Consider the following 22,082-nt stretch of genomic DNA (forward strand, 5'->3'; position numbering starts at 1 on the left):
CCGGCCGGGGTCGGTTGCGACCCTCTCCCGGGCCAAGCCGGTACCCCCGCGCGGCATGCCCCGACCGGCGGGTGGGGCTGCTCACACGCGGGGGGCCGGCCGGCGCGCTCAGGGCTGCAGGAGGACCTTCACCGTGCCGTCCTTCTTCTCGCGGAAGTTCGCGTAGGCCTCCGGGGCCTGCTCGAGCGGTACCCGGTGGGTGGCGAAGTCGTCGACGCCCAGGGGGTCGCCCTCGGTGAGCAGCGGCAGGATGTCGGGCACCCAGCGCCAGACGTTGGCCTGGCCCATGCGCAGCTGGACCTGCTTGTCGAACATCCGCATGAGCGGCAGCGGGTCGGTGGCGCCGCCGTAGACGCCGGACAGGGAGATCGTCCCGCCCCGGCGGACGGCCTCGATGGCGGTGTTGAGCGCGGCCAGGCGGTCGACGCCGGCCACCTGCATGACCTTCTCCATGACCGCGTCCGGGAGCACGGCCGAGGCCTTCTGCGCGGCCCAGGCGAACGGGGAGTCGTGCGCCTCCATGCCGACCGCGTCGATGACCGCGTCGGGCCCGCGCCCCTGCGTGGCGTCGCGGATGGCCGGGACGACGTCGTCCTGGTCGGTGGAGCGGATGACCTCCGTGCCGCGGGCGGTCGCCCGCCGGAGCCGCTCGGGGACGACGTCGACGCCGTACACCTTCTCGATGCCCAGGTGGCGCGCGATGCGGGTGCACATGTCGCCGATCGGTCCCAGGCCGAGCACGAGCAGCGTGCCGCCGGGCGGGGTCGCGGCGTACTGGACCGCCTGCCACGCGGTCGGCACCACGTCGGACAGGTAGACGAACCGGTCGTCGGGCAGGCCCTGGGGGACCTTGATCGGCAGCGTGTTGCCGAACGGCACGCGCAGGTACTCGGCCTGCCCGCCCGGCACCTGGCCGTAGAGCTTGGTGTAGCCGAACAGGGAGGCGCCGAAGCCCTGCTCCCGGTTCTGGGTGGTCTCGCACTGCGACTGCAGGCCCTCGGAGCACATCCAGCAGGTGCCGCAGGAGATGTTGAAGGGGACGACGACCCGGTCACCGGGCCGGACGGCGGTGACCTCCGGGCCGACCTCGCGGACGACGCCCATCGGCTCGTGGCCCATGACGTCGCCCACGGTCATGAAGGGGGCCATGACCTCGATCAGGTGCAGGTCCGACCCGCAGATGCCGCTCGAGGTGATCTCCACGATCACGTCGGTCGGCTCCTGGATCGTCGGGTCGGGGACGGTGTCCACCCGGACGTCGGCCCGGCCGTGCCAGGTGACTGCGCGCATGAGAGCTGCTCCTCGGGGTCGGTGAGCTCGGTCGGGCCTCTCCTGCCCGGCGTGAGGTGCATCGCCCCGGGCACCTGCGCCTCCCCGGCGCGTCGAGCGCGTCGCGTCACACCAGGTGACGCAGCGTCGAACCACATCCGTGAGTCTTGGTGAGCCAGGACACAAAAGCGCTGGTTAGTACCCCGGTCGTCAGATCACGAAACGGTCACGGCGTGTTTACATGGGCCCCGGCCCACCGCCCGCTCGGGTGGTGGGCCGAGTCCTGTCGCCTCCCGGAAGCCTGGTGCATGAGCCCCCTCGACCACGACCGGTCCCGCACGGTGCCCGCCTCGGGGCTCGCGCCCGTCGACGACCTGCCCGCCCTGACGTCCGACGCCGAGGCGGTCGCCCTCGCCGGGGTGCCGGACCCCGCGCCGGCCCCGCAGCTGCCCGGGCGCACCCGCCGCCGGTGGCTCGCGCCGCCCGCCCGGGCGCGTCGCCCGGCGGTGTACCTCGCCGCGGCGCTGGTCGGCGCGACGGCCCTGGGCGGGCTCACGGTCGGGGACCGGGTCGCGCTCGCGGCGGGCGCCGGCGGCTCGATGAGCGTGGCCGAGGAGCTCGGGCTGGACACCCGGTCCGACGCGACCCCCGTGACCCCCGACGCCGAGCGGCTGCAGGAGCTGACCGCCAGCCACACCGCCCGCGAGGCCGAGCAGGCCGCGGCCGCGCAGGCGCAGGTCGAGGCCGACCGGCTCGCCGCCGAGGCGGCGGCCGAGGCGGCCCGGCCGCAGGCGGTCCTCCCCGTGGCCGGGGCCCGGCTGACCAGCGGCTTCGGCGAGCGCTGGGGCCGCATGCACGCCGGCATCGACCTCGCCGCCCCGATGCGCACCCCCGAGTACGCGGCCATGGACGGCGTCGTCCTCGAGGCGGGCCCGGCCAGCGGCTACGGCCTGGTCGTCTACATCCAGCACGAGAACGGCGACGTCACCGTCTACGGGCACATGGACGAGATCCTCGTCCAGCCCGGCCAGGTCGTCCGCGCCGGCGACACGATCGCGCTGCTGGGCAACCGCGGGCAGTCCACCGGCCCGCACCTGCACTTCGAGGTCATCGTCGGCGGGCTCGGCGGGCAGAAGGTCGACCCCGTGCCGTGGCTGCAGGAGCGCGGCGTCGCCATCTGACGAGCGCGCCCCCCGGCTCGGGTGGCGCCCTGCGGGAGGATGGCCGTATGCCGCGCGCGACCGGGAGGGACTGCTGATGGGCCACGCCCACGGCCACGCCCACGGTCCCGGCCGGGGCGCCGGGACGGCGTCGGCGGCGCACCGCCGCCGGCTGGCGGTGGTGCTCGTCCTCACCCTCCTCGTGATGGTCGCCGAGGTCGTCGGGGCCCTGGTCTCCGGCTCCCTCGCGCTGCTCGCCGACGCCGGCCACATGGCCACCGACGCGCTCGGCGTCGGCCTCGCCCTGGGCGCGGTGTCCCTGGCGCAGCGCCCACCCCGGGGACGGCGGACCTTCGGCTGGCAGCGGGTGGAGATCCTCGCCGCGGTCGCCAACGGGCTGCTGCTGCTCGCGGTCACCGGCTACGTGGTGGTGGAGGCCGTGCGCCGCATCGGGGAGACGCCCGAGGTCGGCTCCGGGGTCATGCTCGGCGTCGCCTCGCTCGGCCTGGCCGTCAACCTCGTCGGGCTGGCGCTGCTGCACCGCGGCCGCACCGGGTCGCTCAACGTCCGCGGCGCCTACCTCGAGGTGCTCGGGGACGCGCTCGGCTCGGTCGCCGTGATCGCCGCCGCCGTCGTCATCGCGCTCACCGGCTGGACGCCCGCGGACACGGTGGCCTCGCTGGTCATCGCCGTCCTCGTGGCGCCGCGCGCCTGGTCGCTGCTCCGCGAGGCCGTCGACGTGCTGCTCGAGGCGGCACCCCGCGGGGTCGACCTGGACCAGGTGCGGCAGCACATCCTCGGGGTGCCCGGCGTCACCGGCGTGCACGACCTGCACGCGTGGACCATCACCTCGGGGATGCCGGTGCTCTCCGCGCACGTGGTCGTCGCCGACGAGGAGCTCGAGGCCGGGCACGGCGGGCGGGTGCTCGACGCGCTGTGCGCCTGCCTCGGGGACCACTTCGACGTCGAGCACTGCACCTTCCAGCTGGAGGCCGGCACGCACGCCGGGCACGAGGCGCCGGTCCACCACGACTGAGAGGACCCCGCGTCCCCCCACCCCTCGCCGGCTCGGGGCGGGACCCCGACGCGGGGCCGCCGTCCCCCTCACCGCTCGCGAGCTCGCGGCGAGCCTCTGGACGGGGCCGCCCTGCCCCCCCGCCGCTCGCAGGTCGGCCTCGCCCGGAGGCTCGGCCCGAGCGTGCGAGGGTCGGGAGGGGCGAGGTCCTCCTACCTGCGGGGGGCCGCCGTCGTCCGGCGGGTGCCGTCCGCGATCACACGTCCGGCCCGACCCCGAGGTGCCTGCGGGGTGGGAGAGTGGGGGCGCTGGGCACGACGGGCGGGAGGCAGCGGTGGACCACGGTCAGCACTCGGGCATGTGGGTGCCCCCCGAGCCGCCGACGTGGGGGCGGATGTTCCTGCCGCACCTCGACGCGTGGTCGGTGCTGGCGGTGCTGAGCCTGCTCGGGGCGGTGGCCTACCTGGTCGCCCACGTCCGGCTGCGCCGCACCGGCGTGGCCTGGCCGTGGTGGCGGCCGGCCTCCTGGCTGGCCGGCTGCGCCGCGCTGTTCGCCGTCACGGGCACCTGGCTCAACGGCTACAGCATGGTGCTGTTCAGCATGCACATGGCCCAGCACATGGTGCTGTCGATGGTGGCGCCGTTGCTGCTGCTCCTGGGCGCGCCCGTGACGCTGGCCCTGCGCACCCTGCCCCGCGGCCGGGGCCTGGCCGGCGTCCCCCGGGCGCTGCTGCTCGACGCGCTGCACAGCCGGGTCGCCCGCGTGCTGTCGCACCCGGCGTTCACGCTGCCGCTGTTCCTGGTCAGCCTCTACGGCGTCTACTTCACGCCGCTGTTCGACGCGCTCATGGCCGACCCGGTCGGGCACCAGTTCATGCTGGCCCACTTCACCGTGACCGGGCTGCTGTTCTTCGGCCCGATCCTGGCCCAGGACCCGTGGCCCCGCACGGTCGGGCACGGCGGCCGGATCCTCGAACTGCTCATCCCCATGCCGTTCCACGCCTTCTTCGGCGTCTCGATCCTCATGGCCGGCTCGCTGGTCGTGCAGACCTTCGCCGACCCGCCCGCGGGCTGGGGCGTGAACCCGCTCGTCGACCAGAAGACCGCCGGCAGCATCGCCTGGTCCTTCGGCGAGCTCCCGACCATCTTCGTGCTGGCCATCGTGCTGTTCTCGTGGATGGGCTCGGAGGACCGCCGGGCCCGGCGCCTGGACCGCGCCGCCGTCCGCACCGAGGACGCCGAGCTGGAGGCCTACAACGCCCGCCTGCGGGCGATGGCCGCCCGCTCCGCCGGTCCCTGACCCGGCCACCCGACCCGCCGGGGCCGAGGGGGCCGTTTGCCACGATGGGCGCGTGCCGGTCTCCCTCGTGCTCACGACGGACACGCACGTCCCCACGCGGGCCCGCGACCTGCCCCGTGCCCTGTGGGCCGCGATCGACGCGGCCGACGTGGTCGTCCACGCCGGTGACTGGGTGGACGTCGCCCTGCTCGACCGCTTCGAGGAGCGCGCGCGGCGGCTGCTGGCGGTCCACGGCAACAACGACCACGGGGCACTGCGCGAACGGCTCCCGGAGGTGGCCCGCGCCGAGATCGGCGGCATCCGGTTCGCCGTCGTCCACGAGACGGGGGGCAAGCACGGCCGGGAGGAGCGCTGCGCGGCCCGCTTCCCCGACGTCGACGTCCTCGTGTTCGGGCACAGCCACATCCCCTGGGACACCACCGCGGCTGGCGGGCTGCGGCTGCTCAACCCCGGCTCGCCCACCGACCGGCGCCGGCAGCCGCACGGCACGTACGTCACCGCCGTCGCCGACGCCGGGGTCCTCTCCGAGGTGACCTTCCACCCGGTCCCGCGGTGAGCGCCCGCCGGCCCTGGCCGCCGGGCGCGGTTGCCCTGCTGGCCTGCCCGGTGTGCGACGGGCCGCTGGCCGCCCTGCCCGGGGACGCCGGGCTCCGCTGCCCCGCCGGTCACTCGTTCGACCGGGCCCGTCAGGGGCACGTCACGCTGCTGCCGCCGGGGCACCGGCCGCCGTCCGGCGACACCGCCGGGATGGTCGCCGACCGGGTCGCCTTCCTGGCCGCCGGCCACTTCGGGCGGCTCACCGCAGCCCTCGCCGACGCCGTCCTCGCGGGGGAGGGGCCGCCGCCGGAGGCGGTGCTCGACCTGGGCGGGGGGACCGGCCACCACCTGGCCGGCGTGCTCGGGCGCGCGCCCGGGGCGGTGGGGCTGGTGCTCGACTCGTCCCGCTACGCCGCCCGCCGCGCCGCCGGCGCGCACCCGCGGGCGGTGGCCGTGGTCGCCGACAGCTGGGCCCGGCTGCCGGTGCGCGACGCCGTCGTCGACCGGGTGCTCGTGGTGTTCGCCCCCCGCAACGGGCCGGAGACCGCCCGGGTGCTGCGACCCGGCGGCCGCCTCGTCGTCGCCACCCCCGCGCCGGAGCACCTCGCCGAGATCGTGGCCCCCCTGGGCCTGCTCCGGGTCGAACCGGGCAAGGCCGAGCGGCTCGCCGCCGGCCTCGACCCGCACCTGCGGGCCGCGGGGACGACCCCGGTGCGCGCCCGCCTGCGGCTGGACCGGACGGCGGTGCGCGCGCTGGTGGGCATGGGGCCGCACGCCCACCACCTCGCCCCCGGTGCCCTCGACCGGGCGCTGGCGGGGTTGCCCGAGCCGACCCCGGTCACCCTCGCCGTCGACGTCGGGACCTGGGTGCGGTCGGGGTGAGCGGCCCGCCCGCGGTCACGGTTCGGCCGCAGGACCGCCACGCTCCTCCCGCGCCCGGGGGGCGGTCCGCGGCACCGTCTAAGCTCGCGACCGTGACGATCGCACCCGCACCGATCGTGAGCCGGCCGAGCCCGGCTCACGGGGTCGAGAAGGGCTCGCGGCTCTCGAACCTGCTGCGGACCACCGACCACAAGACCATCGGCCTGATGTACCTGGCCACCTCGTTCTTCTGGTTCGTGATCGGTGGCCTGATGGCCCTGCTCATGCGCGGCGAGCTGGGCCAGCCGGGGCTGCAGTTCCTCTCGCCCGAGCAGTACAACCAGCTGGTCACCATGCACGGCACGGTGATGCTGCTGTTCTTCGCCACGCCGCTGTTCTTCGCGTTCTCGAACCTGATCATGCCGCTGCAGATCGGTGCGCCCGACGTGGCGTTCCCGCGGCTGAACAGCTTCTCCTACTGGCTGTTCCTCTTCGGCAGCACGATCGCCGTCTCCGGGTTCTTCACCCCCGGTGGCGCCGCCGACTTCGGCTGGTACGCCTACACCCCGCTGTCCAGCGTCGTGCACTCCCCGGGTGCGGGTGCCGACCTGTGGATCGCCGGCCTGGCCGTCTCCGGCCTGGGCACCATCCTCGGTGGCGTCAACTTCATCGCCACGATCGTCTGCCTGCGGGCGCCGGGGATGACGCTGTTCCGGATGCCGATCTTCTGCTGGAACACGCTGGTCACCAGCCTGCTGGTCCTGCTGGCCTTCCCGATCCTCACCGCGGCGCTGTTCGCGCTCCTCGCCGACCGGCAGCTCGGGGCCCTGGTGTACTCGCCGGAGAACGGCGGGCCGATGCTGTGGCAGCACCTGTTCTGGTTCTTCGGGCACCCCGAGGTCTACATCATCGCGCTGCCGTTCTTCGGCATCGTCACCGAGATCATCCCGGTGTTCAGCCGCAAGCCGCTGTTCGGCTACAAGGGCATGGTCTTCGCGACCATCGCCATCGGCGGCCTGTCGCTGACCGTGTGGGCGCACCACATGTACGCCACCGGCGCGGTGCTGCTGCCGTTCTTCGCGTTCCTGACCTACCTGATCGCGGTGCCGACCGGCATCAAGTTCTTCAACTGGATCGGCACCATGTGGCGGGGTCAGCTGACCTTCGAGACGCCGATGCTGTTCTCCCTCGGGTTCATGGTCACCTTCCTGCTCGGCGGCCTGACCGGCGTGCTGCTGGCCTCGCCGCCGCTGGACTGGCACGTCAACGACAGCTACTTCGTCGTCGCGCACTTCCACTACGTGGTCTTCGGCACCGTGGTGTTCGCCGCCTACGCGGGGGTCTACTTCTGGTTCCCGAAGATGTGCGGCCGGATGATGGACGAGCGGCTGGGCAAGCTGCACTTCTGGCTCACCTTCGTCGGCTTCCACGCCACGTTCCTCATCCAGCACTGGCTGGGCAACGAGGGCATGCCGCGCCGCTACGTCAACTACCTGGCCAGCGACGGCTTCACCACCATGCACGTGGTCTCGACCATCGGGTCCTTCGTGCTCGGGGCCTCGACGATCCCGTTCTTCTACAACGTCTGGAAGTCCTGGCGGTTCGGCCCGCTGGCGCTGCGGGACGACCCCTGGGGCCACGGCAACTCGCTGGAGTGGGCGACCTCGTCGCCGCCGCCGCGGCACAACTTCACCGAGATCCCGCGGATCCGTTCCGAGCGCCCGGCGTTCGAGGCCCACTACCCGCACCTGCTCGAGCGGCTGGAGTCGGAGAAGCACGTGGGCAAGCGGCACGAGCCCTTCGGCGGGGTCAGCGAGCTGGGGCTCACCGGCGGCGCCCGGCACGGGAGCCGGGACCCCGACCCGACCTGAGGAAGGACCCCCCTGCCCCCCCACCGCTCGCAGGCTCGCGGCGGGGCCCTGCAGGGGGGCCGCCCGTCCTCCCGGGACGGCGCTGCGCGGCGACGCCCCGCCGGCTCGAGCCGGCGGGGCGTCGCCGCGTCCACGGCGGGGAGCCCCCGGGCAGGCGGACGCCCGCGGTGCGGCACGATGGCGGCCGTGCCGCTGGACCGCAACCCCCGCACCACCCTGGAACCACCGGCCGACGGAGCCCGCGCCCTGCTCACCGTGACCGGCGCCGACCGGCCCGGTGTCACCGCCCGGCTCTTCTCCGCCCTGGCCGGCAACGGCTCGGGCGTCCCCGCCGTCGAGGTGGTCGACGTCGAGCAGGTCGTCGTCCACGGCCAGCTCGTCCTGGGCGTCGTCGTGCGCGCCTCGGAGGGGACCGACGAGGCCGCCTTCCTCACCCACCTCGGCGGGCTGGCGGAGGAGGTCGGCGCGGCCACCGGTGTCCGGGTCGCGGTGGAGGCGGCGCCCGACGGCGGGCTGGACGCCGCACCCGCCGGCCGGCTGCACCACGTGATCGTGCTGGGCCGCCCGGTGCCGCCCGCGGCCGTCGCCGGCGCGGCGTCGGCGATCGCCGGCGTGGGCGGCAACATCGACGCGATCCGCCGGCTGTCGGACTACCCGGTGACCTCCTTCGAGCTGACCGTCTCCGGCGCGGAGGCGGTCGCCCTGCGCGGCGCCCTGGCCTCCGTGGCTGCCGGGACGGGCGCCGACATCGCCGTCGAGCAGGTCGGACTGGCCCGGCGGGCCAAGCGGCTCATCGTGCTCGACGTGGACTCGACCCTGGTCCGCGGCGAGGTCATCGACGAGCTCGCCGAGCGCGCCGGCCGGGCCGCGGAGGTCGCCCGCATCACCGCCGCCGCGATGAACGGCGAGCTGGACTTCGCGGAGTCGCTGCGGGCCCGGGTCGCGGCCCTGGCCGGGCTGCCGGTGGAGGTCCTCGACGAGGTGCGCGGGGCGCTGGTGCTGACGCCGGGCGCGCGCACGCTGATCCGGACCCTGCAGCGGCTGGGGTTCCGCTGCGGCATCGTCAGCGGCGGGTTCACCCAGATCACCGACCCCCTCGCCGAGCAGCTCGGGCTGGACTTCGCCGCGGCCAACACCCTCGAGGTGGCCGGTGGCCGGCTCACCGGCGGTCTGGTCGGCGAGATCGTCGACCGCGCCGGCAAGGCCCGGGCGCTCGAGCGGTTCGCCGCCGAGTACGGCATCCCGATGGACCAGACGGTGGCGGTCGGGGACGGCGCCAACGACCTCGACATGCTCGGCGTGGCCGGGCTCGGCATCGCGTTCAACGCCAAGCCCTACGTCCGCGAGCAGGCGCACACCGCGCTCAACCAGCCCTACCTGGACGCCGTCCTCCAGGTGCTGGGGTTCACCCGCGAGGAGGTCCTCGACGCCGTGTGACCGGGCCGGAGCCGCGGGCGGGCCGGTACCCGCGGGCCGGCCGGGGACCGCGGGTCGGCCGCGACCGGCTCAGGAGTGCCGCACCGGCCGGTGCACGTCCCCGGTCAGCTCCACCCCCGCGCCGCGGAGCTGGTCGAGCGCCGCTTCGGTGGTCGCCGCGGCCACGCCCGCGGTCAGCGGCAGCAGCACCCGGACGGCGAAGCCCTCCCGGACGGCGTCCAGCGCGGTCGCCCGGACGCAGTGGTCCGCGGTGAGCCCGGCGATGTCGACGGCGTCCACCCCGCGCGCCCGCAGCCAGTCGGCCAGCGCCACGCCGTCCGCCCGGCCCTCGAACCCGGAGTACGCCGCGGCGTGCTCACCCTTGTCGAAGACGGCCTCGATGGGTCCGCGGTCCAGCCGCGGGTGCAGCTCCTCGCCCCCCGTACCGACCACGCAGTGCGCCGGCCACGTGTCGACGTAGTCGGGCACCTCGGCGAAGTGCCCGCCGGGGTCGACGTGGTGGTCGCGGGTGGCGACCACGTGCGCGTACTCCCCGCGGCGGTCCCGCAGGTGCTCGGTGATCCGCGCGGCGACCTCGGCCCCGCCGTCGACCGCCAGGCTCCCGCCCTCGGTGAAGTCGTTCTGCACGTCCACCACCAGCAGCGCACGGGTCATCACGGGTCCTCCTCTCAGGCCGTCAGTGTCTCGATCGCGCAGTCCCCGCGGGAGAGGGCGAAGGCCTCCGCGGGCAGGGCCCCCCGGGCCCGCGCGTGGTGCGCCCGCGCCTCGGCCAGCAGCTCCCGGGCGGAGCGGTCGTCGCAGAGGGCACCGTCCCGGACCAGCGGCACGAGCAGTTCCCGGTCCCCGTCCCGTGCCAGGACCGGCTCGCTGGTGACCACCTCCGCGGTCGCCACGCCGTCGGCGTCGTGCCGCCGGACGGCGCTCTTGCGGCCGCCCACCGAGTTCTTCCCCTCGGAGCGCTTGGCGACCGGCACGCCGTCCCGCTCGACCAGCTTGTAGACCATCCCCGCCGCCGGGGCGCCGGACCCGGTGACCAGGGAGGTGCCCACGCCGTAGCCGTCGACCGGCGCGGCCATGAGCCCGGCGATGGCGTACTCGTCGAGGTCGCTGGTGACGATGACCCGCGTGCGGTGCGCGCCGAGCTCGTCGAGCAGGGCCCGGGCGCGGGTGGCCAGCGTGGGCAGGTCCCCGGAGTCGAGGCGGATCGCGCCCAGCTCGGGGCCGGCCACCCGCACCGCCGTCCGGATCCCCTGCTCGACGTCGTAGGTGTCGACCAGCAGCGTGGTGCCCACCCCGAGCGCGGCCACCTGGGCGCGGAAGGCCGACTCCTCGTCGTCGTGCAGGAGGGTGAAGGCGTGCGCGCTGGTGCCCGCCGTGGGCACGCCGTAGCGCCGGCCGGCCTCCAGGTTCGAGGTGGTGGCGAAGCCGACCAGGTGGGCGGCCCGCGCGCAGGCGACCGCCGACTCCTCGTGGGTGCGCCGCGACCCCATCTCGATGCACGGGCGCTCGCAGGCCGCGGTGACCATGCGGGCGGCCGCGGAGGCGATCGCGCTGTCGTGGTTGAGCACGGAGAGCACCAGGGTCTCCAGCAGCACGGCCTCGGCGAAGGGGGCGCGGACGCTGAGCACCGGGGAGCCGGGGAAGTAGAGCTCGCCCTCGGCGTAGCCGTCGACGTCGCCGCCGAAGCGGAAGTCGGCCAGCCAGTCCAGCAGCCGCGGGTCGGTGAGCCCCTGGTCCCGCAGCGCGGCCAGCTCGTCGTCCCCGAACCGGAAGCGGGGCAGCATCTCCAGCAGCCGCCCGGTGCCGGCCACGACGCCGTACCGGCGGCCGTGCGGCAGGCGGCGGGCGAACACCTCGAAGACGCAGTCGCGGGCGGCCGTCCCGTCGGCGAGCGCGGCGGCGACCATCGTGAGCTCGTACCGGTCGGTGAGCAGCGCGGGTCCGGGTGGCATGGCCCTGGAGCCTAGGGCGGTCGGCGGGTGCCCACCGCCGGAGGAGCGCCGTCCTAGAGTGGGGACGTGGCCGCACCGCTCGCGCCCGCACGGACGCCCGAGGAGACCGTCGAGGAGCACGGCGACCTCGACCGCCCGTGGGTGACCATCGTCTGGAACGACCCGGTCAACCTCATGAACTACGTGACCTACGTGCTGCAGGAGCTGTTCGGCTACGACGAGCCGACGGCGACCACGCTGATGCTGCAGGTCCACCACGAGGGCCGGGCCGTCGTCAGCTCCGGGCCCCGGGAGCGCATGGAGCACGACACCAGCCGGCTGCACGCCTACGGGCTGTGGGCCAGCTACCAGCGCGACTCGTGAGGGCCTTCCGACGCCGCGGCGACGCGGTCGAGGCGCGCCTGGAGCCCGCGGAGGCCGGCATCGTCGGCCTGCTGCTCGACCAGCTCGAGCAGCTGCTGACCGCCGAGGCCGCCGACGTCGCCGGGGACCCCGTTCTCGAGCGGCTCTTCCCGGCCGGCCACCGCGGCGATGCCGAGCTCGCCGCCGAGTACCGGGAGCTCACCGAGGACTCGCTGCGCGGCGGCAAGGCCGACGACCTCGCCACCGTGCGGGCCACGCTGCCCCCGCGGGGCGGCGTCGTCCGCCTCGACGCCGACCAGGCCGGCGCCTGGCTGCGCACCAGCAACGACCTGCGGCTGGCCCTGGGCACCCGGCTCGACGTGCGGGAGGACACCGAGCCCCCGGAGGACCTCACCTCCGAGGAGGCCCAGCAGCTGGCCGTCTACTACTGGCTCACCGGCCTGCAGGGGTCGCTCGTCGACGCGCTCGCCGGCGGTCGCGCCGGCCGAAGGTGAGCAGCACCAGCGCCACCAGCAGCAGGTCCAGGACGAAGAACACCGACACGAGGCTCGGCATCTCCACGTCGCGCACCACCGCCCCCACCGCGGAGACGAGGACGACGGCCGAGAGCAGGAACACCAGCAGCAGCGTCAGGGACCGGATGGTGACCAGCAGCACCAGCGAGGCCCGGTCGGCGGCCACGTCGCTGCTGTAGTGCCCGCTGCGCCGCAGCACCCCGCGGGCGCCGAGGGCCAGGGCCGGCACCGCCAGGAGCAGGACACCGGCGACCATCAGCACCTCGAGCAGCACGGTGCGCACCGTATCGGGGTGCCCGGACCCCCCGGCGGGGCCGCGCCCCCCGGTGCCCGCGCGGCCGGGGCCGCCCCGTCACGGGGCCTGCACGGCGGGCGGGGGACGACGCCCTCCTAGACTGGGCGCGTGCTGCGCATCGACCGCGCGACCTACGACGCCATCGTGGCCCACGCCCGGGGGGACCACCCGGACGAGGCCTGCGGCGTCGTCGCCGGGCCCGAGGGCAGCGACCGCCCGGAGCGGTTCATCCCGATGCTCAACGCCGCGCGCTCGCCCACCTTCTACGAGTTCGACTCGCAGGACCTGCTGCGGCTGTACCGGGAGATGGACGACCGCGACGAGGTGCCGGTGGTCATCTACCACTCGCACACGGCCACCGAGGCCTACCCCTCGCGCACCGACATCAGCTACGCCTCGGAGCCCGACGCCCACTACGTGCTGGTCTCCACGCGGCACCACGGGGAACGGACCGGCCTGGCCGGCGACGAGGTCGAGTTCCGCAGCTTCCGCATCGTCGACGGCGAGGTGCGCGAGGAGGACGTCGAGGTCGTCGAGTCCTACCTGTTCGGGCACTCGCCGACGACCGTCGTCTACGACTGAAGAACACCCCGTCCCCCCACGCCTCGCAGGCTCGGCGCGGGACCCTGGACGGGGCCGGGCCGCCGGGCCGCCGGGCCGCCGGGCCGCCGCGGAATGCCCCGCGGCACGCGGGCGTTGCCCGACCAGACGCTCCCGACCGCGTGCACGCCTGCCGCGGGTCGGCCACCCCCCAGCACAGAGGAGAATGCAGACGCCATGGCCATCGAGGTCCGGATCCCGACCATCCTGCGCACCCACACCGGCGGCAGCAAGACCGTCGAGGGCAACGGCGACACCCTGGGCGCGCTCGTCGACGACCTCGACGCGAAGCACCCCGGCCTGAAGAACCGCCTCGTGACCGAGGAGGGCAAGCTGCACCGCTTCGTCAACGTCTACGTCAACGACGAGGACGTCCGCTTCACCGGCGCGCTCGACACCCAGGTCAAGGACGGCGACTCCGTGACGATCCTCCCGGCGGTCGCCGGCGGCTGCTGAGCGGCGCCGCCCGCACCGCGACCGCCCCCGCCCGTCCCCGGAGATCCCATGGCCCGCTTCGCCTCCCTCGTCGACTCGCTCGGCGGCACCCCGCTCGTGGGGCTGCCGACGCTGTCGCCGACCCCCGACGTCCGGCTGTGGGCCAAGCTCGAGGACCACAACCCCACCGGGTCGATCAAGGACCGCGCGGCCATCTCGATGATCGAGGCGGCCGAGAAGGAGGGCCGGCTCAAGCCGGGGGACACCATCCTCGAGCCGACCAGCGGGAACACCGGCATCTCGCTGGCCATGGTGGCCCGGCAGCGCGGCTACCGGCTGATCTGCGTCATGCCCGAGAACACCTCCGTGGAGCGGCGCCAGCTGCTGGAGATGTACGGCGCGCAGATCATCAGCTCCCCGGCGGCGGGCGGCTCCAACCAGGCGGTCGCGGTGGCCAAGGGCCTGGCCGCCGAGCACGACGACTGGGTGATGCTCTACCAGTACGGCAACCCGGCCAACGCCGAGGCGCACTACACCGGGACCGGCCCGGAGATCCTCGCCGACCTCCCGTCGATCACCCACTTCGTCGCCGGGCTGGGCACCACCGGCACGCTCATGGGCTGCTCGCGCTACTTCCGCGAGCACAAGCCCGACGTCCGGGTCATCGCCGCCGAGCCCCGCTACGGCGAGCTCGTCTACGGCCTGCGCAACATCGACGAGGGGTTCGTCCCCGAGCTCTACGACCCGGAGCTGCTCGACTCCCGGTTCAGCGTGGGCCCGCAGGACGCCGTCCGCCGGACCCGCCAGCTGGTGGAGCAGGAGGGCATCTTCGCCGGCATCTCGACCGGCGCGATCCTGCACGCGGCGCTGGGCATCGCCGACAAGGAGGTCGCGGCCGGGCGCCGGGCCGACATCGTGTTCATCGTCTGCGACGGCGGGTGGAAGTACCTGTCCACCGGCGCCTACGCCGGCACCCTGGACGAGGCCACCGCGGCGCTGGAGGGCCAGCTCTGGGCCTGAACCGGGCGTGAGCCCGGTCTCCCGACCCCGGCGGCTAGCCTCACCTGCGTCGTCGGCGTGGCAGCGAGGGGCGGTCGGGTGAGGCTCACGGTGGTCGGCTGCTGCGGCAGCGGTCCCGGCCCGGCGTCGCCGGCATCCTGCTACCTGGTCGAGCACGACGGCTTCCGCGTGCTGCTCGACCTGGGCAACGGCGCCTTCGGCACCCTGCAGGCACTCGCCGACCCGGCCACGATCGACGCGCTCTACCTGTCGCACCTGCACGCCGACCACTGCCTCGACGTCGCCCCCTTCATCGTCTGGCACCGCTACTCGGGGCGCTCCCGCGGCCGGCCGGTGCCGCTCTACGCCCCGGCCGGCGCCGACCGGCGGCTCGCGGCGGCCTACTACGGGGACACCGCGCCGCTGGAGGACGTCTTCGACTTCACGCTGCTCACCGGCGCGCCGTTCGACCTCGGGCCCTTCCGCGTGCAGACGGTCCGCACCGCGCACCCGGTGGAGTGCCACGCCGTCCGGTTGACCGCCGGTGGCCGGTCGCTGGTCTACACCGGTGACACCGGCGCCAGCGCGGACGTCGTCGGCCTCGCCCGGGGGGCCGACGTCCTGCTGGCCGAGGCGGCGCACCCCGACGTCCCCGGCTTGCCGCCGGGCCTGCACCTCACCGGCCGCGAGGCCGGGGAGCACGCCGCGGCGGCCGGCGCGGACCGGCTGCTGCTGACCCACGTGCCCGCCTGGGTGGACGCCGGTGCCCAGCTCAGCGACGCCCGGGCGGTGTTCCCCTCCGCCGAGCTGGTGGCGCCCGGCGCCACCTATGACGTCTGATGCAGGACCTCCTGCCCCCCACCGGGGGAGGACCCCGTCCTCCGCACCCGTCGCAGGCTCGTGGCGGCACCCGGGACGGGGCCGCGGCGGGCCCCTGCAGGAGGCCGCCTGTTCGTCCCCGCTTGCCCGGTCACGCGCCCGCGGGCACGGTGGGCCGGTGGTCGACGACGAACGGGACGGCGTCCGGCTGACCAGCCTGGACTCGGAGCTCGGCGACGGCCTCGGGGTGACCAAGGGCGACCTGGTCGACCACCTCGACGCCTTCGCCGACCGGCTGGTGCCGCAGCTGGCCGGCCGCCCGCTGTCGGTGGTGCGGGTCCGCCCCGGGCAGCAGCCGTTCGTGCAGCGCAACGTGCCCAAGGGCGCACCGGGCTGGGTGCGCACCGTGCCGGTGTGGTCCGCCGCCACGCACCGCGAGGTGCACATGGTGCTCTGCGAGGACCGCCGCACGCTGCTGTGGCTGGCCAACCAGCGGGCGGTCGAGTTCCACGTCCCCTTCCTGCCCGCCGGCGCCGAGCGGCCGACCGGGCTCGTGGTGGACCTCGACCCGCCCGAGGGCGCCGACTTCGACGTGGTGGTGCGCGCGGCCGGGCTGGTGCGCCGGGCCCTCGCCGAGGCCGGTCTGGGCGGTGCCGTGAAGACCAGCGGGTCCAAGGGCGTGCACGTCGTCGTCCCGGTGCGGGGCGCGCGGGTGGAGGACGTCGCCGCCGCCACCCGCGCGCTGGCGGTCCGGGCCGAGCGGCTCGACCCGGAGCTGGCGACCACCGCCTACATCCGCGAGGACCGCCACGGCCGGGTCTTCCTCGACGCGACCCGCTCGGGGACCTCGACGATCGTCGCCGCCTACAGCCCCCGGGCCCGGCCCGGCCTGCCGGTGTCGGCGCCGGTCCGGTGGGAGGACCTGCCGGCCGCGCGGCCCGGCGGGGTCACCGTCCGGACGGCGGGGGAGCTGCGGGAGCAGGAGGCCTGGTCGTCGCTGCTGCCCGCCCCGCAGGACCTGCCGGCCGAGCTGGTCGAGGAGGGCCGGGCGATCCCGCCGGCCCGGGTCCAGGCGATGCACGAGGGACGTCGCCGGGCGCGGGCGCGGCGCGCGGACGGCGGGGGCTGACGTCCCGGGGCCGGTGTCCACAGCCGCCCGCCGGTCCACAGCTGGGGCCGGGAGCGGCCGCGTCCCGTCGCACCCCGGGCGCACGCTGCCGGGCATGACGACCGACCCGCAGACCACCGCCTGGCTCGACCAGGAGGACGCCCACCTCGCCCAGGTCATCCGCTCCTCGCGCTGGGCGGTGCAGTACGTCGGCGCAGGTGACCGGCCCGACGAGCCCGCCTTCGGCTACACCATCGGCCTGTTCGGCATGGGGCACCCCGAGCTGGTCGTCGTCGGCCTCGACGTCGACACCGCGCACGGGGTCCTGCAGCGCGCGGCGGGCGAGGTGGCCGTCGGCCGCGACCTGGTGCCCGGGGAGCTGCTCACCTGGCCCGACTGGGAGGGCGTCCTGGTCGTCGAGGTCTGCCCGAACCCCGGGGAGGTCCTGCTGGGCGCCAACCGCTTCTACCAGCGGCCGCCCGAGTACTCCGTGCCCGCCCACCAGCTGGCCTGGCGGCACGTCGAGGGCCGCTTCCCGTGGGAACCCGGGTACGCCTGCGGGCCGGAGTGCCAGCCCCGGCCGGGGACGTGGCGGGCGTGACGTGCGGTGCGGGCGGCCACCGGCCCGGCGGGGCCCCCGGCGTGGACGGCACCGGCCGGGCCGGTCCCGGAGGGCGTCAGCCCAGGCCGAGGTCGCGCCGCAGCTTGGCGACGTGGCCGGTCGCCTTCACGTTGTAGGCGGCCTTCTCGATCCGCCCCTCGGTGTCGACCACGAACGTCGAGCGGATCACGCCCACGACCTCCTTGCCGTAGAGCTTCTTGGGCCCGTAGGCGCCGTAGGCCTGCAGCACCTGCTTGCCGACGTCGGAGACCAGCGTGATGCCCAGGTCCTCCTTCTCGCGGAAGCGCAGCAGCTGCTCCGGCGGGTCGGGGGAGATGCCGATGATGTCCAGGCCGGCCTCGGCCAGCTCGCCCGCGGCGGCGGTGAAGTCGACGGCCTGCGTGGTGCAGCCCGGCGTCATCGCCGCCGGGTAGCAGTAGACGATGACGCGGCGGCCCCGGTGGTCGGCCAGCGAGACGGGGTTGCCGTCGGCGTCGGGCAGCGTGAACTCCGGCGCCGGGTCGCCGGGGGAGAGGCGGACGGGGGCGCTCGCGGGGGCGCTGTCGGTCATGGGCGGCATCCTGCCGTGCCCCGTCGGCCGCCTCCAGCACCCCTCCCCGGTGGCGGGTGCCGCACCTGCTCGGTCAGCCGGCGAGGAAGGACAGCCGCACGTGGCGCTGCGGGTTGTCGGTGTTGGTGTCCACCAGGCAGATGCGCTGCCAGGTGCCCAGCTGCAGCCGCCCCTCGAGCACGGGGACGCTGGCGTGCGGGGGCACGAAGGCCGGCAGCACGTGGTCGCGGCCGTGCCCGGGGCTGCCGTGCCGGTGCTGCCACCGGTCGTCGCGGGGCAGCAGCTCGTCGAGCTGGGCGAGCAGGTCGCCGTCGCTGCCCGCGCCGGTCTCGATGACGGCCACCCCGGCCGTCGCGTGCGGCACGAAGACGTGCAGGAGTCCGTCTGCCTCGTCACGGACGAACTCGGCGCACTCGTCGGTCAGGTCGACCACGGTGGGCACCCCGCCGGTGCGCACCGCCCGCAGCTCCGAACGCATGGGGGTCATTACACCGCGACCGGCTCGCGTCGGCCCGCGGGCCCGGCCCGCCCCGGCCGCCCGCCACCCGTGGCGGCCGGACGGCCCGGAGGGCGCCCACCCGGGCGCACTACTGTCGGCACACGTGACAGCGACCCCCGGCTCCCGCCCCGACGGCCGGGCGGCCGACCAGCTCCGCCCGGTCACCATCACCCGCCAGTGGCTCGACCACGCGGAGGGGTCGGTGCTGGTCGAGTTCGGCCGCACCCGCGTGCTGTGCGCGGCCAGCGTCACCGAGGGCGTGCCCCGCTGGCGCAAGGGCTCGGGCCTGGGCTGGGTCACCGCCGAGTACGCGATGCTGCCCCGGGCGACGCACACCCGGGGCGACCGCGAGTCGGTCAGGGGCCGCATCGGGGGGCGCACGCACGAGATCAGCCGCCTGGTGGGGCGGTCGCTGCGCGCGGCCGTCGACCTCGGCGCGCTGGGCGAGAACAGCATCGCCGTCGACTGCGACGTCCTGCAGGCCGACGGGGGCACCCGCACCGCGGCTATCACCGGCGCCTACGTCGCGCTGGCCGACGCCGTCGCCTGGCTGGGGCAGCGGCGCCGCCTGGTCCGGCCCACGGCGCTGGCCCGGTCGGTGGCCGCGGTGAGCGTCGGCGTGGTCGACGGCCAGCCGCGGCTGGACCTCGCCTACGAGGAGGACGTCCGCGCCGGCACCGACATGAACGTGGTGTGCACCGGCGACGGCAGCTTCGTCGAGGTCCAGGGCACCGCGGAGAACGGCGTGTTCGACCGCGCGGCCCTCGACGCGCTGCTCGACCTCGCCGTCGCCGGCTGCGCGGAGCTGACCCGGATGCAGACCGAGGCCCTGGCCGCGGACGCGGGGCGACGGTGAGCACGCGCCTGCTCCTCGCCACCCGCAACGCCGGCAAGCTCGCCGAGCTCCAGCGGCTGCTGACCTCCGCGGTCCGCGGGGTGGAGGTGGTCGGTCTCGGCGACGTCCCGGCCTACCCCGAGGTGCCCGAGACCGGGGCGACGTTCGCCGAGAACGCCCTGCTCAAGGCCCGCGAGGCGGTGCGGCACACCCGGCTGCCCGCGGTCGCGGACGACTCCGGGCTGGCCGTGGACGCCCTCAACGGGATGCCCGGGGTGCTCAGCGCCCGGTGGTCGGGCCGGCACGGCGACGACCGCGCCAACACCGCGCTGCTGCTCGGGCAGCTCGCCGACGTCCCCGACGACCGCCGCGGGGCCGCCTTCGTGTGCGCCGCCGCCCTCGTGACCCCCGACGGCGCCGAGCACGTGGTGGAGCGGGCGTGGCGGGGGCGGGTGGTCCGCGCGGAGCGGGGCACCAATGGCTTCGGCTACGACCCGGTGTTCGTGCCGGACGGCCTCGAGCTCACCTCCGCCGAGCTGCCCCCGGAGGAGAAGGACGCGCGCAGCCACCGCGGCCAGGCCTTCGCGGCGCTCGTCCCGCTGGTCGGCGAGGTCCTCGGCCCCGCCTGACCGCCGGCCGGGCGGCCCCGCCGGCGGCGCACCGGCCGGGACCCGCCCCGCCCGGTCGCTCCGCGGCCTCACCCGCCCGGGCGAGTCCGCCGGCCACCGGCTGCACCCCGGAGCCCGGGCCGCCGTCCACCGGGGGCAACCGGTGCGGCCCGCGCCGGCGCGGACGGGGAGGCCGGCATGGCGGACGAGGTCGTCGGGACGGCGGCGCCCAGCCGCGTGGTGGTCCTCGTCCCCGTCCACGACGCGGCGGCCGGCACCGGGGCCACCCTCGCCGCGCTGCAGGAGCAGACCCGCCGCCCGGACCGCGTCGTGGTCATCGCCGACAACTGCACCGACGACACCGCCGTCATCGCCCCAGGTCTACGACACCCTCGCCCTCACCGAGGACAACGAGCTCATCCTGGCCCTCAAGACGCTCGGCTGGTGGCTGACCAGCCCGGTGGAGTGCTCGGTCGTCACGGAGACCATGCCGACCTGGCTGGACCCGTGGAAGCAGCGCATGCGGTGGCAGCGCGGGGCGGTAGAGACTCTCCGGCACCACCGCGTCAACCGGGTCACGCTGCGCTACTGGGGCCAGCAGGTCGGCATCGGCCTCGGTGTGCTCGCCTTCCAGGCCTACCTGCTGCTCACCGTGCTCGTCCTGCTCCGCGGGGGCCGGTGCAGTCCAACGCCTTCTGGGGGTGCGGTGGGCCCTGCGGCGGCGTGAGCACCGGGGGGAGGTGCTGACATGTACACCACGGCGGGTCACGTGACCGCCCGCGGCGTCGGTGGGTCCACGACGCTGGCCTGCACCGGCCTCGACCACGTCGCGCTGGCCGTCGCGGCCGTGGCGCTGGTCGTCGCCGGTCTGGCGCTGCTCGAGCTGGTGCCGCCCCGGCCCCGGTGACGCCCGGGTGCCCGGCGCGCCGACGCCCTCCTCGGGGGGTCGGTCCACCGACCGCCGGCCGCGACCGCTGCGTCCGGCCGAGCCGTGCGGCAGCCCTGCCCGGGGTTCGCGCGCAGGACGCGGGCCGGCGGGGCGGCTACGGTCCCGCTGTGGAGCTCTCGCGCACCGCCCGCCTGGACGTCCTCGTCGAGGGGTACGTGCGACCGCCGCACGTGGCCGGCACGGTGAGCCTGGTCCGCGACGCCGACCGGGTCGTCGTGGTCGACCCCGGCATGGTCGCCGACCGCGACCTCATCCTCCGGCCGATGCGCGAGCTCGGCGTGCGGCCGGAGGACGTCACCGACGTCGTCGTGAGCCACCACCACCTCGACCACACGGTCAACATCGCGCTGTTCCCGGCGGTCCCGGTGCACGACTTCCAGTCGGTCATCGAGGGCGACGTCTTCACGCGCCGCGCGGCCGACGGGGTGCACCTCACGCCGAGCCTGCGGTTGCTGGCCACGCCCGGGCACACCCCGCAGGACATCACCACGCTCGTCGGCACGCCGGACGACGTCGTCGCGCTCACCCACCTGTGGTGGACGGAGGGCGGGCCCGCCGACGACCCCTACGCGGTCGACCGCGACCAGCTGCGGCAGCAGCGCGAGCGGGTGGTCGAGCTCGCGACGCTGATCGTGTGCGCCCACGGCGCCCCGTTCCGGCCGGGGCCCGCCACACCCCGCTGAGCCGCGTCACGGGCGTCGCGGGTGAGGGTGCTGTGGCGGCAGCCCGGTGAGACGGGTCGAGGCGGTGACGCACCCGTGACGTGCCGCCGCCTGACCTCGAGTGGGCGGTCGCCGAGGTGACCCGGTTCGTCAGGCGTTGCCCCGCTACGGCCACCCGTGCAAGCCAGGCCGATGTCACCGGGGGTGTCCACGGTGGTGTGGAGTACCGGCCCGAACAGGCTCAGGAACAGCACCGGTGCGACGGTCCTCGTCGTGGACCTGGAGGCTCCACGCTACGCGGCCCGCCTCCTCCCCGGTTGGTCGCTCGTCAACGGTCCCGTCTTCCCGTGGTGCGAGAACGCGGTGAAAAGTCTGAGCCCCTCGTGGAGTGCGAGGCGGGACATGGGGGAAGGGCCGAGCTCCTACCTCGACGTGACGATCGGTGCCGCCGAGGTGCCCAGAGCCGTCGCAGCCGTGCCGGCGCCCGTCCCCGCGCTCTCCGACGAGGACGATGAACTGGACGCACTGCTCGCTCACCGGATGGACGAGGCGTTCGAGGAGCTGCGCTCCGCGGGGGAGGAGCCCGATATCCCCGCACGCGCTTAGCTTGTCGTTTAACCCCGTGGGTCCTCGAATGACAGGACCGTGATCCGGGGGCTGGCATGAGGGCGGCCACCGGGTGATCCTTTGGAGTTGCGAGCTGCAAACGATCACCGGTGGCCGTGATGGACAGTGTTCACCCGCAAGGCGGCGTTGGCGAGGTCTCGGCCGCGGAGGCCGCCGATCGACTGCGGGAATTCCGCGCCGGGTTCTACCGATGC

General features: G+C 75.3%; 27 protein-coding genes. 21 read left to right on the forward strand and 6 right to left on the reverse strand.

The annotated features are described in order from the left end of the window. Positions 1 to 108: 108 nt before the first annotated feature. A complete protein-coding gene (locus tag D0Z06_RS14015; RefSeq protein ID WP_117378055.1) occupies positions 109 to 1,290 on the reverse strand; it encodes an alcohol dehydrogenase catalytic domain-containing protein in 1,182 nt (393 codons plus the stop codon). A 287-nt stretch (positions 1,291 to 1,577) separates the two neighbouring features. On the opposite strand from D0Z06_RS14015, the gene D0Z06_RS14020 reads away from it, so the two are divergent. From D0Z06_RS14020 to serB, 7 genes are all read left to right on the forward strand, one after another. Further along, the gene (locus D0Z06_RS14020) at positions 1,578 to 2,450 is read left to right on the forward strand and encodes a M23 family metallopeptidase (protein ID WP_117378056.1); all 873 of its coding nucleotides are present in this window, start codon (positions 1,578 to 1,580) and stop codon (positions 2,448 to 2,450) included. A 76-nt stretch (positions 2,451 to 2,526) separates the two neighbouring features. Continuing rightward, on the forward strand, positions 2,527 to 3,465 hold the full coding sequence (locus D0Z06_RS14025; protein WP_117378057.1) for a cation diffusion facilitator family transporter: 939 nt from the start codon (positions 2,527 to 2,529) through the stop codon (positions 3,463 to 3,465). A 313-nt stretch (positions 3,466 to 3,778) separates the two neighbouring features. Further along, the gene (locus tag D0Z06_RS14030; RefSeq protein ID WP_117378058.1) at positions 3,779 to 4,744 is read left to right on the forward strand and encodes a cytochrome c oxidase assembly protein; all 966 of its coding nucleotides are present in this window, start codon (positions 3,779 to 3,781) and stop codon (positions 4,742 to 4,744) included. A gap of 52 nt (positions 4,745 to 4,796) precedes the next feature. Next, on the forward strand, positions 4,797 to 5,300 hold the full coding sequence (locus tag D0Z06_RS14035) for a metallophosphoesterase family protein (protein ID WP_117378059.1): 504 nt from the start codon (positions 4,797 to 4,799) through the stop codon (positions 5,298 to 5,300). Continuing rightward, complete coding sequence (locus D0Z06_RS14040; protein WP_233517675.1) at positions 5,297 to 6,163, forward strand: putative RNA methyltransferase; 867 nt, start codon at positions 5,297 to 5,299, stop codon at positions 6,161 to 6,163. Before D0Z06_RS14035 ends, D0Z06_RS14040 begins: the two co-directional genes overlap by 4 nt. A 92-nt stretch (positions 6,164 to 6,255) precedes the next feature. Continuing rightward, a complete protein-coding gene (ctaD, locus tag D0Z06_RS14045) occupies positions 6,256 to 8,013 on the forward strand; it encodes an aa3-type cytochrome oxidase subunit I (RefSeq protein WP_117378060.1) in 1,758 nt (585 codons plus the stop codon). Positions 8,014 to 8,190: 177 nt separating this feature from the next. After that, positions 8,191 to 9,450 carry a phosphoserine phosphatase SerB gene (gene serB, locus D0Z06_RS14050; protein ID WP_117378061.1) on the forward strand — a complete coding sequence of 420 codons (1,260 nt, stop codon included), beginning with the start codon at positions 8,191 to 8,193 and terminating at the stop codon, positions 9,448 to 9,450. A gap of 69 nt (positions 9,451 to 9,519) precedes the next feature. Here serB and D0Z06_RS14055 read toward each other — a convergent pair whose 3' ends face one another. Next, positions 9,520 to 10,104, reverse strand: a complete 585-nt coding sequence (locus tag D0Z06_RS14055; RefSeq protein WP_117378090.1) for an isochorismatase family protein — start codon at positions 10,102 to 10,104, stop codon at positions 9,520 to 9,522. Between the two features lie 14 nt (positions 10,105 to 10,118). Next, positions 10,119 to 11,402 (reverse strand): nicotinate phosphoribosyltransferase, encoded by a 1,284-nt coding sequence (locus D0Z06_RS14060; RefSeq protein WP_117378062.1) that lies wholly within the window; start codon positions 11,400 to 11,402, stop codon positions 10,119 to 10,121. 66 nt (positions 11,403 to 11,468) lie between these two features. Between D0Z06_RS14060 and clpS the strand changes: the two genes are divergently transcribed. Then, positions 11,469 to 11,765, forward strand: coding sequence for an ATP-dependent Clp protease adapter ClpS (gene clpS / locus D0Z06_RS14065; protein ID WP_117378063.1), 297 nt, complete (start codon positions 11,469 to 11,471; stop codon positions 11,763 to 11,765). Then, positions 11,762 to 12,259 (forward strand): DUF2017 family protein, encoded by a 498-nt coding sequence (locus tag D0Z06_RS14070; protein ID WP_117378064.1) that lies wholly within the window; start codon positions 11,762 to 11,764, stop codon positions 12,257 to 12,259. The genes clpS and D0Z06_RS14070 overlap by 4 nt, the downstream gene beginning before the upstream one ends. On the opposite strand, the gene D0Z06_RS14075 is transcribed toward D0Z06_RS14070, so the two are convergent. After that, the gene (locus D0Z06_RS14075; protein WP_147332052.1) at positions 12,198 to 12,554 is read right to left on the reverse strand and encodes a hypothetical protein; all 357 of its coding nucleotides are present in this window, start codon (positions 12,552 to 12,554) and stop codon (positions 12,198 to 12,200) included. The two genes, D0Z06_RS14070 and D0Z06_RS14075, sit on opposite strands and share 62 nt — an antisense overlap. Positions 12,555 to 12,683: 129 nt before the next feature. On the opposite strand from D0Z06_RS14075, the gene D0Z06_RS14080 reads away from it, so the two are divergent. The 6 genes from D0Z06_RS14080 (at position 12,684) to D0Z06_RS14105 (ending at position 17,137) form a co-directional block, all read left to right on the forward strand. Beyond that, the gene (locus tag D0Z06_RS14080) at positions 12,684 to 13,157 is read left to right on the forward strand and encodes a M67 family metallopeptidase (protein WP_117378066.1); all 474 of its coding nucleotides are present in this window, start codon (positions 12,684 to 12,686) and stop codon (positions 13,155 to 13,157) included. Between the two features lie 195 nt (positions 13,158 to 13,352). Next, positions 13,353 to 13,631, forward strand: a complete 279-nt coding sequence (locus D0Z06_RS14085) for a ubiquitin-like small modifier protein 1 (RefSeq protein WP_091323728.1) — start codon at positions 13,353 to 13,355, stop codon at positions 13,629 to 13,631. A 48-nt stretch (positions 13,632 to 13,679) separates the two neighbouring features. Continuing rightward, a complete protein-coding gene (locus D0Z06_RS14090; RefSeq protein WP_117378067.1) occupies positions 13,680 to 14,630 on the forward strand; it encodes a PLP-dependent cysteine synthase family protein in 951 nt (316 codons plus the stop codon). Between the two features lie 78 nt (positions 14,631 to 14,708). Continuing rightward, a complete protein-coding gene (locus tag D0Z06_RS14095; protein ID WP_117378068.1) occupies positions 14,709 to 15,449 on the forward strand; it encodes an MBL fold metallo-hydrolase in 741 nt (246 codons plus the stop codon). Between the two features lie 157 nt (positions 15,450 to 15,606). Further along, the gene (locus D0Z06_RS14100) at positions 15,607 to 16,557 is read left to right on the forward strand and encodes a DNA polymerase domain-containing protein (RefSeq protein ID WP_117378069.1); all 951 of its coding nucleotides are present in this window, start codon (positions 15,607 to 15,609) and stop codon (positions 16,555 to 16,557) included. A gap of 94 nt (positions 16,558 to 16,651) precedes the next feature. Next, positions 16,652 to 17,137, forward strand: coding sequence for a DUF4262 domain-containing protein (locus D0Z06_RS14105; RefSeq protein ID WP_117378070.1), 486 nt, complete (start codon positions 16,652 to 16,654; stop codon positions 17,135 to 17,137). A gap of 76 nt (positions 17,138 to 17,213) precedes the next feature. Here the strand turns inward: D0Z06_RS14105 and bcp are convergent, their stop codons facing one another. Both bcp and D0Z06_RS14115 read right to left on the reverse strand, forming a co-directional pair. Then, positions 17,214 to 17,708, reverse strand: a complete 495-nt coding sequence (gene bcp, locus D0Z06_RS14110) for a thioredoxin-dependent thiol peroxidase (RefSeq protein ID WP_117378071.1) — start codon at positions 17,706 to 17,708, stop codon at positions 17,214 to 17,216. 73 nt (positions 17,709 to 17,781) lie between these two features. Beyond that, positions 17,782 to 18,186, reverse strand: coding sequence for a YjbQ family protein (locus tag D0Z06_RS14115; RefSeq protein ID WP_199522315.1), 405 nt, complete (start codon positions 18,184 to 18,186; stop codon positions 17,782 to 17,784). A gap of 124 nt (positions 18,187 to 18,310) precedes the next feature. Between D0Z06_RS14115 and rph the strand changes: the two genes are divergently transcribed. The 6 genes from rph to D0Z06_RS14140 all read left to right on the forward strand — a co-directional run bounded on the left by rph (position 18,311) and on the right by D0Z06_RS14140 (position 21,867). Next, the gene (rph, locus tag D0Z06_RS14120; RefSeq protein WP_117378073.1) at positions 18,311 to 19,063 is read left to right on the forward strand and encodes a ribonuclease PH; all 753 of its coding nucleotides are present in this window, start codon (positions 18,311 to 18,313) and stop codon (positions 19,061 to 19,063) included. Further along, entirely contained in the window at positions 19,060 to 19,671 is a 612-nt protein-coding gene (rdgB, locus tag D0Z06_RS14125; protein WP_117378074.1) for an RdgB/HAM1 family non-canonical purine NTP pyrophosphatase, read from the forward strand. The genes rph and rdgB overlap by 4 nt, the downstream gene beginning before the upstream one ends. 466 nt (positions 19,672 to 20,137) lie before the next feature. Next, positions 20,138 to 20,377 carry a hypothetical protein gene (locus tag D0Z06_RS14130; RefSeq protein ID WP_117378075.1) on the forward strand — a complete coding sequence of 80 codons (240 nt, stop codon included), beginning with the start codon at positions 20,138 to 20,140 and terminating at the stop codon, positions 20,375 to 20,377. A gap of 21 nt (positions 20,378 to 20,398) precedes the next feature. Beyond that, the gene (locus D0Z06_RS25400) at positions 20,399 to 20,557 is read left to right on the forward strand and encodes a hypothetical protein (RefSeq protein WP_158579990.1); all 159 of its coding nucleotides are present in this window, start codon (positions 20,399 to 20,401) and stop codon (positions 20,555 to 20,557) included. A 149-nt stretch (positions 20,558 to 20,706) separates the two neighbouring features. Further along, positions 20,707 to 21,282: an MBL fold metallo-hydrolase gene (locus D0Z06_RS14135; RefSeq protein ID WP_117378076.1), complete on the forward strand. Its 576-nt coding sequence runs from the start codon at positions 20,707 to 20,709 to the stop codon at positions 21,280 to 21,282. Positions 21,283 to 21,534: 252 nt separating this feature from the next. After that, positions 21,535 to 21,867 (forward strand): hypothetical protein, encoded by a 333-nt coding sequence (locus D0Z06_RS14140; protein ID WP_147332053.1) that lies wholly within the window; start codon positions 21,535 to 21,537, stop codon positions 21,865 to 21,867. Positions 21,868 to 22,082 lie beyond the last annotated feature (215 nt).

The sequence above is a fragment of the Geodermatophilus marinus genome (assembly GCF_003428645.1).
Lineage (GTDB): Bacteria > Actinomycetota > Actinomycetes > Mycobacteriales > Geodermatophilaceae > Geodermatophilus.

Excerpts from the sequence above, each read along its gene's own strand:
- D0Z06_RS14015 (WP_117378055.1), bottom strand. The coding sequence starts at position 1,290 with ATGCGCGCAGTCACCTGGCACGGCCGGGCCGACGTCCGGGTGGACACC.
- D0Z06_RS14020 (WP_117378056.1), top strand. The coding sequence starts at position 1,578 with ATGAGCCCCCTCGACCACGACCGGTCCCGCACGGTGCCCGCCTCGGGG.
- D0Z06_RS14025 (WP_117378057.1), top strand. The coding sequence starts at position 2,527 with ATGGGCCACGCCCACGGCCACGCCCACGGTCCCGGCCGGGGCGCCGGG.
- serB (WP_117378061.1), top strand. The coding sequence starts at position 8,191 with ATGGCGGCCGTGCCGCTGGACCGCAACCCCCGCACCACCCTGGAACCA.
- D0Z06_RS14055 (WP_117378090.1), bottom strand. The coding sequence starts at position 10,104 with ATGACCCGTGCGCTGCTGGTGGTGGACGTGCAGAACGACTTCACCGAG.
- D0Z06_RS14060 (WP_117378062.1), bottom strand. The coding sequence starts at position 11,402 with ATGCCACCCGGACCCGCGCTGCTCACCGACCGGTACGAGCTCACGATG.
- D0Z06_RS14085 (WP_091323728.1), top strand. The coding sequence starts at position 13,353 with ATGGCCATCGAGGTCCGGATCCCGACCATCCTGCGCACCCACACCGGC.
- D0Z06_RS14090 (WP_117378067.1), top strand. The coding sequence starts at position 13,680 with ATGGCCCGCTTCGCCTCCCTCGTCGACTCGCTCGGCGGCACCCCGCTC.
- D0Z06_RS14105 (WP_117378070.1), top strand. The coding sequence starts at position 16,652 with ATGACGACCGACCCGCAGACCACCGCCTGGCTCGACCAGGAGGACGCC.
- bcp (WP_117378071.1), bottom strand. The coding sequence starts at position 17,708 with ATGACCGACAGCGCCCCCGCGAGCGCCCCCGTCCGCCTCTCCCCCGGC.
- D0Z06_RS14115 (WP_199522315.1), bottom strand. The coding sequence starts at position 18,186 with ATGCGTTCGGAGCTGCGGGCGGTGCGCACCGGCGGGGTGCCCACCGTG.
- D0Z06_RS14130 (WP_117378075.1), top strand. The coding sequence starts at position 20,138 with ATGCCGACCTGGCTGGACCCGTGGAAGCAGCGCATGCGGTGGCAGCGC.
- D0Z06_RS25400 (WP_158579990.1), top strand. The coding sequence starts at position 20,399 with ATGTACACCACGGCGGGTCACGTGACCGCCCGCGGCGTCGGTGGGTCC.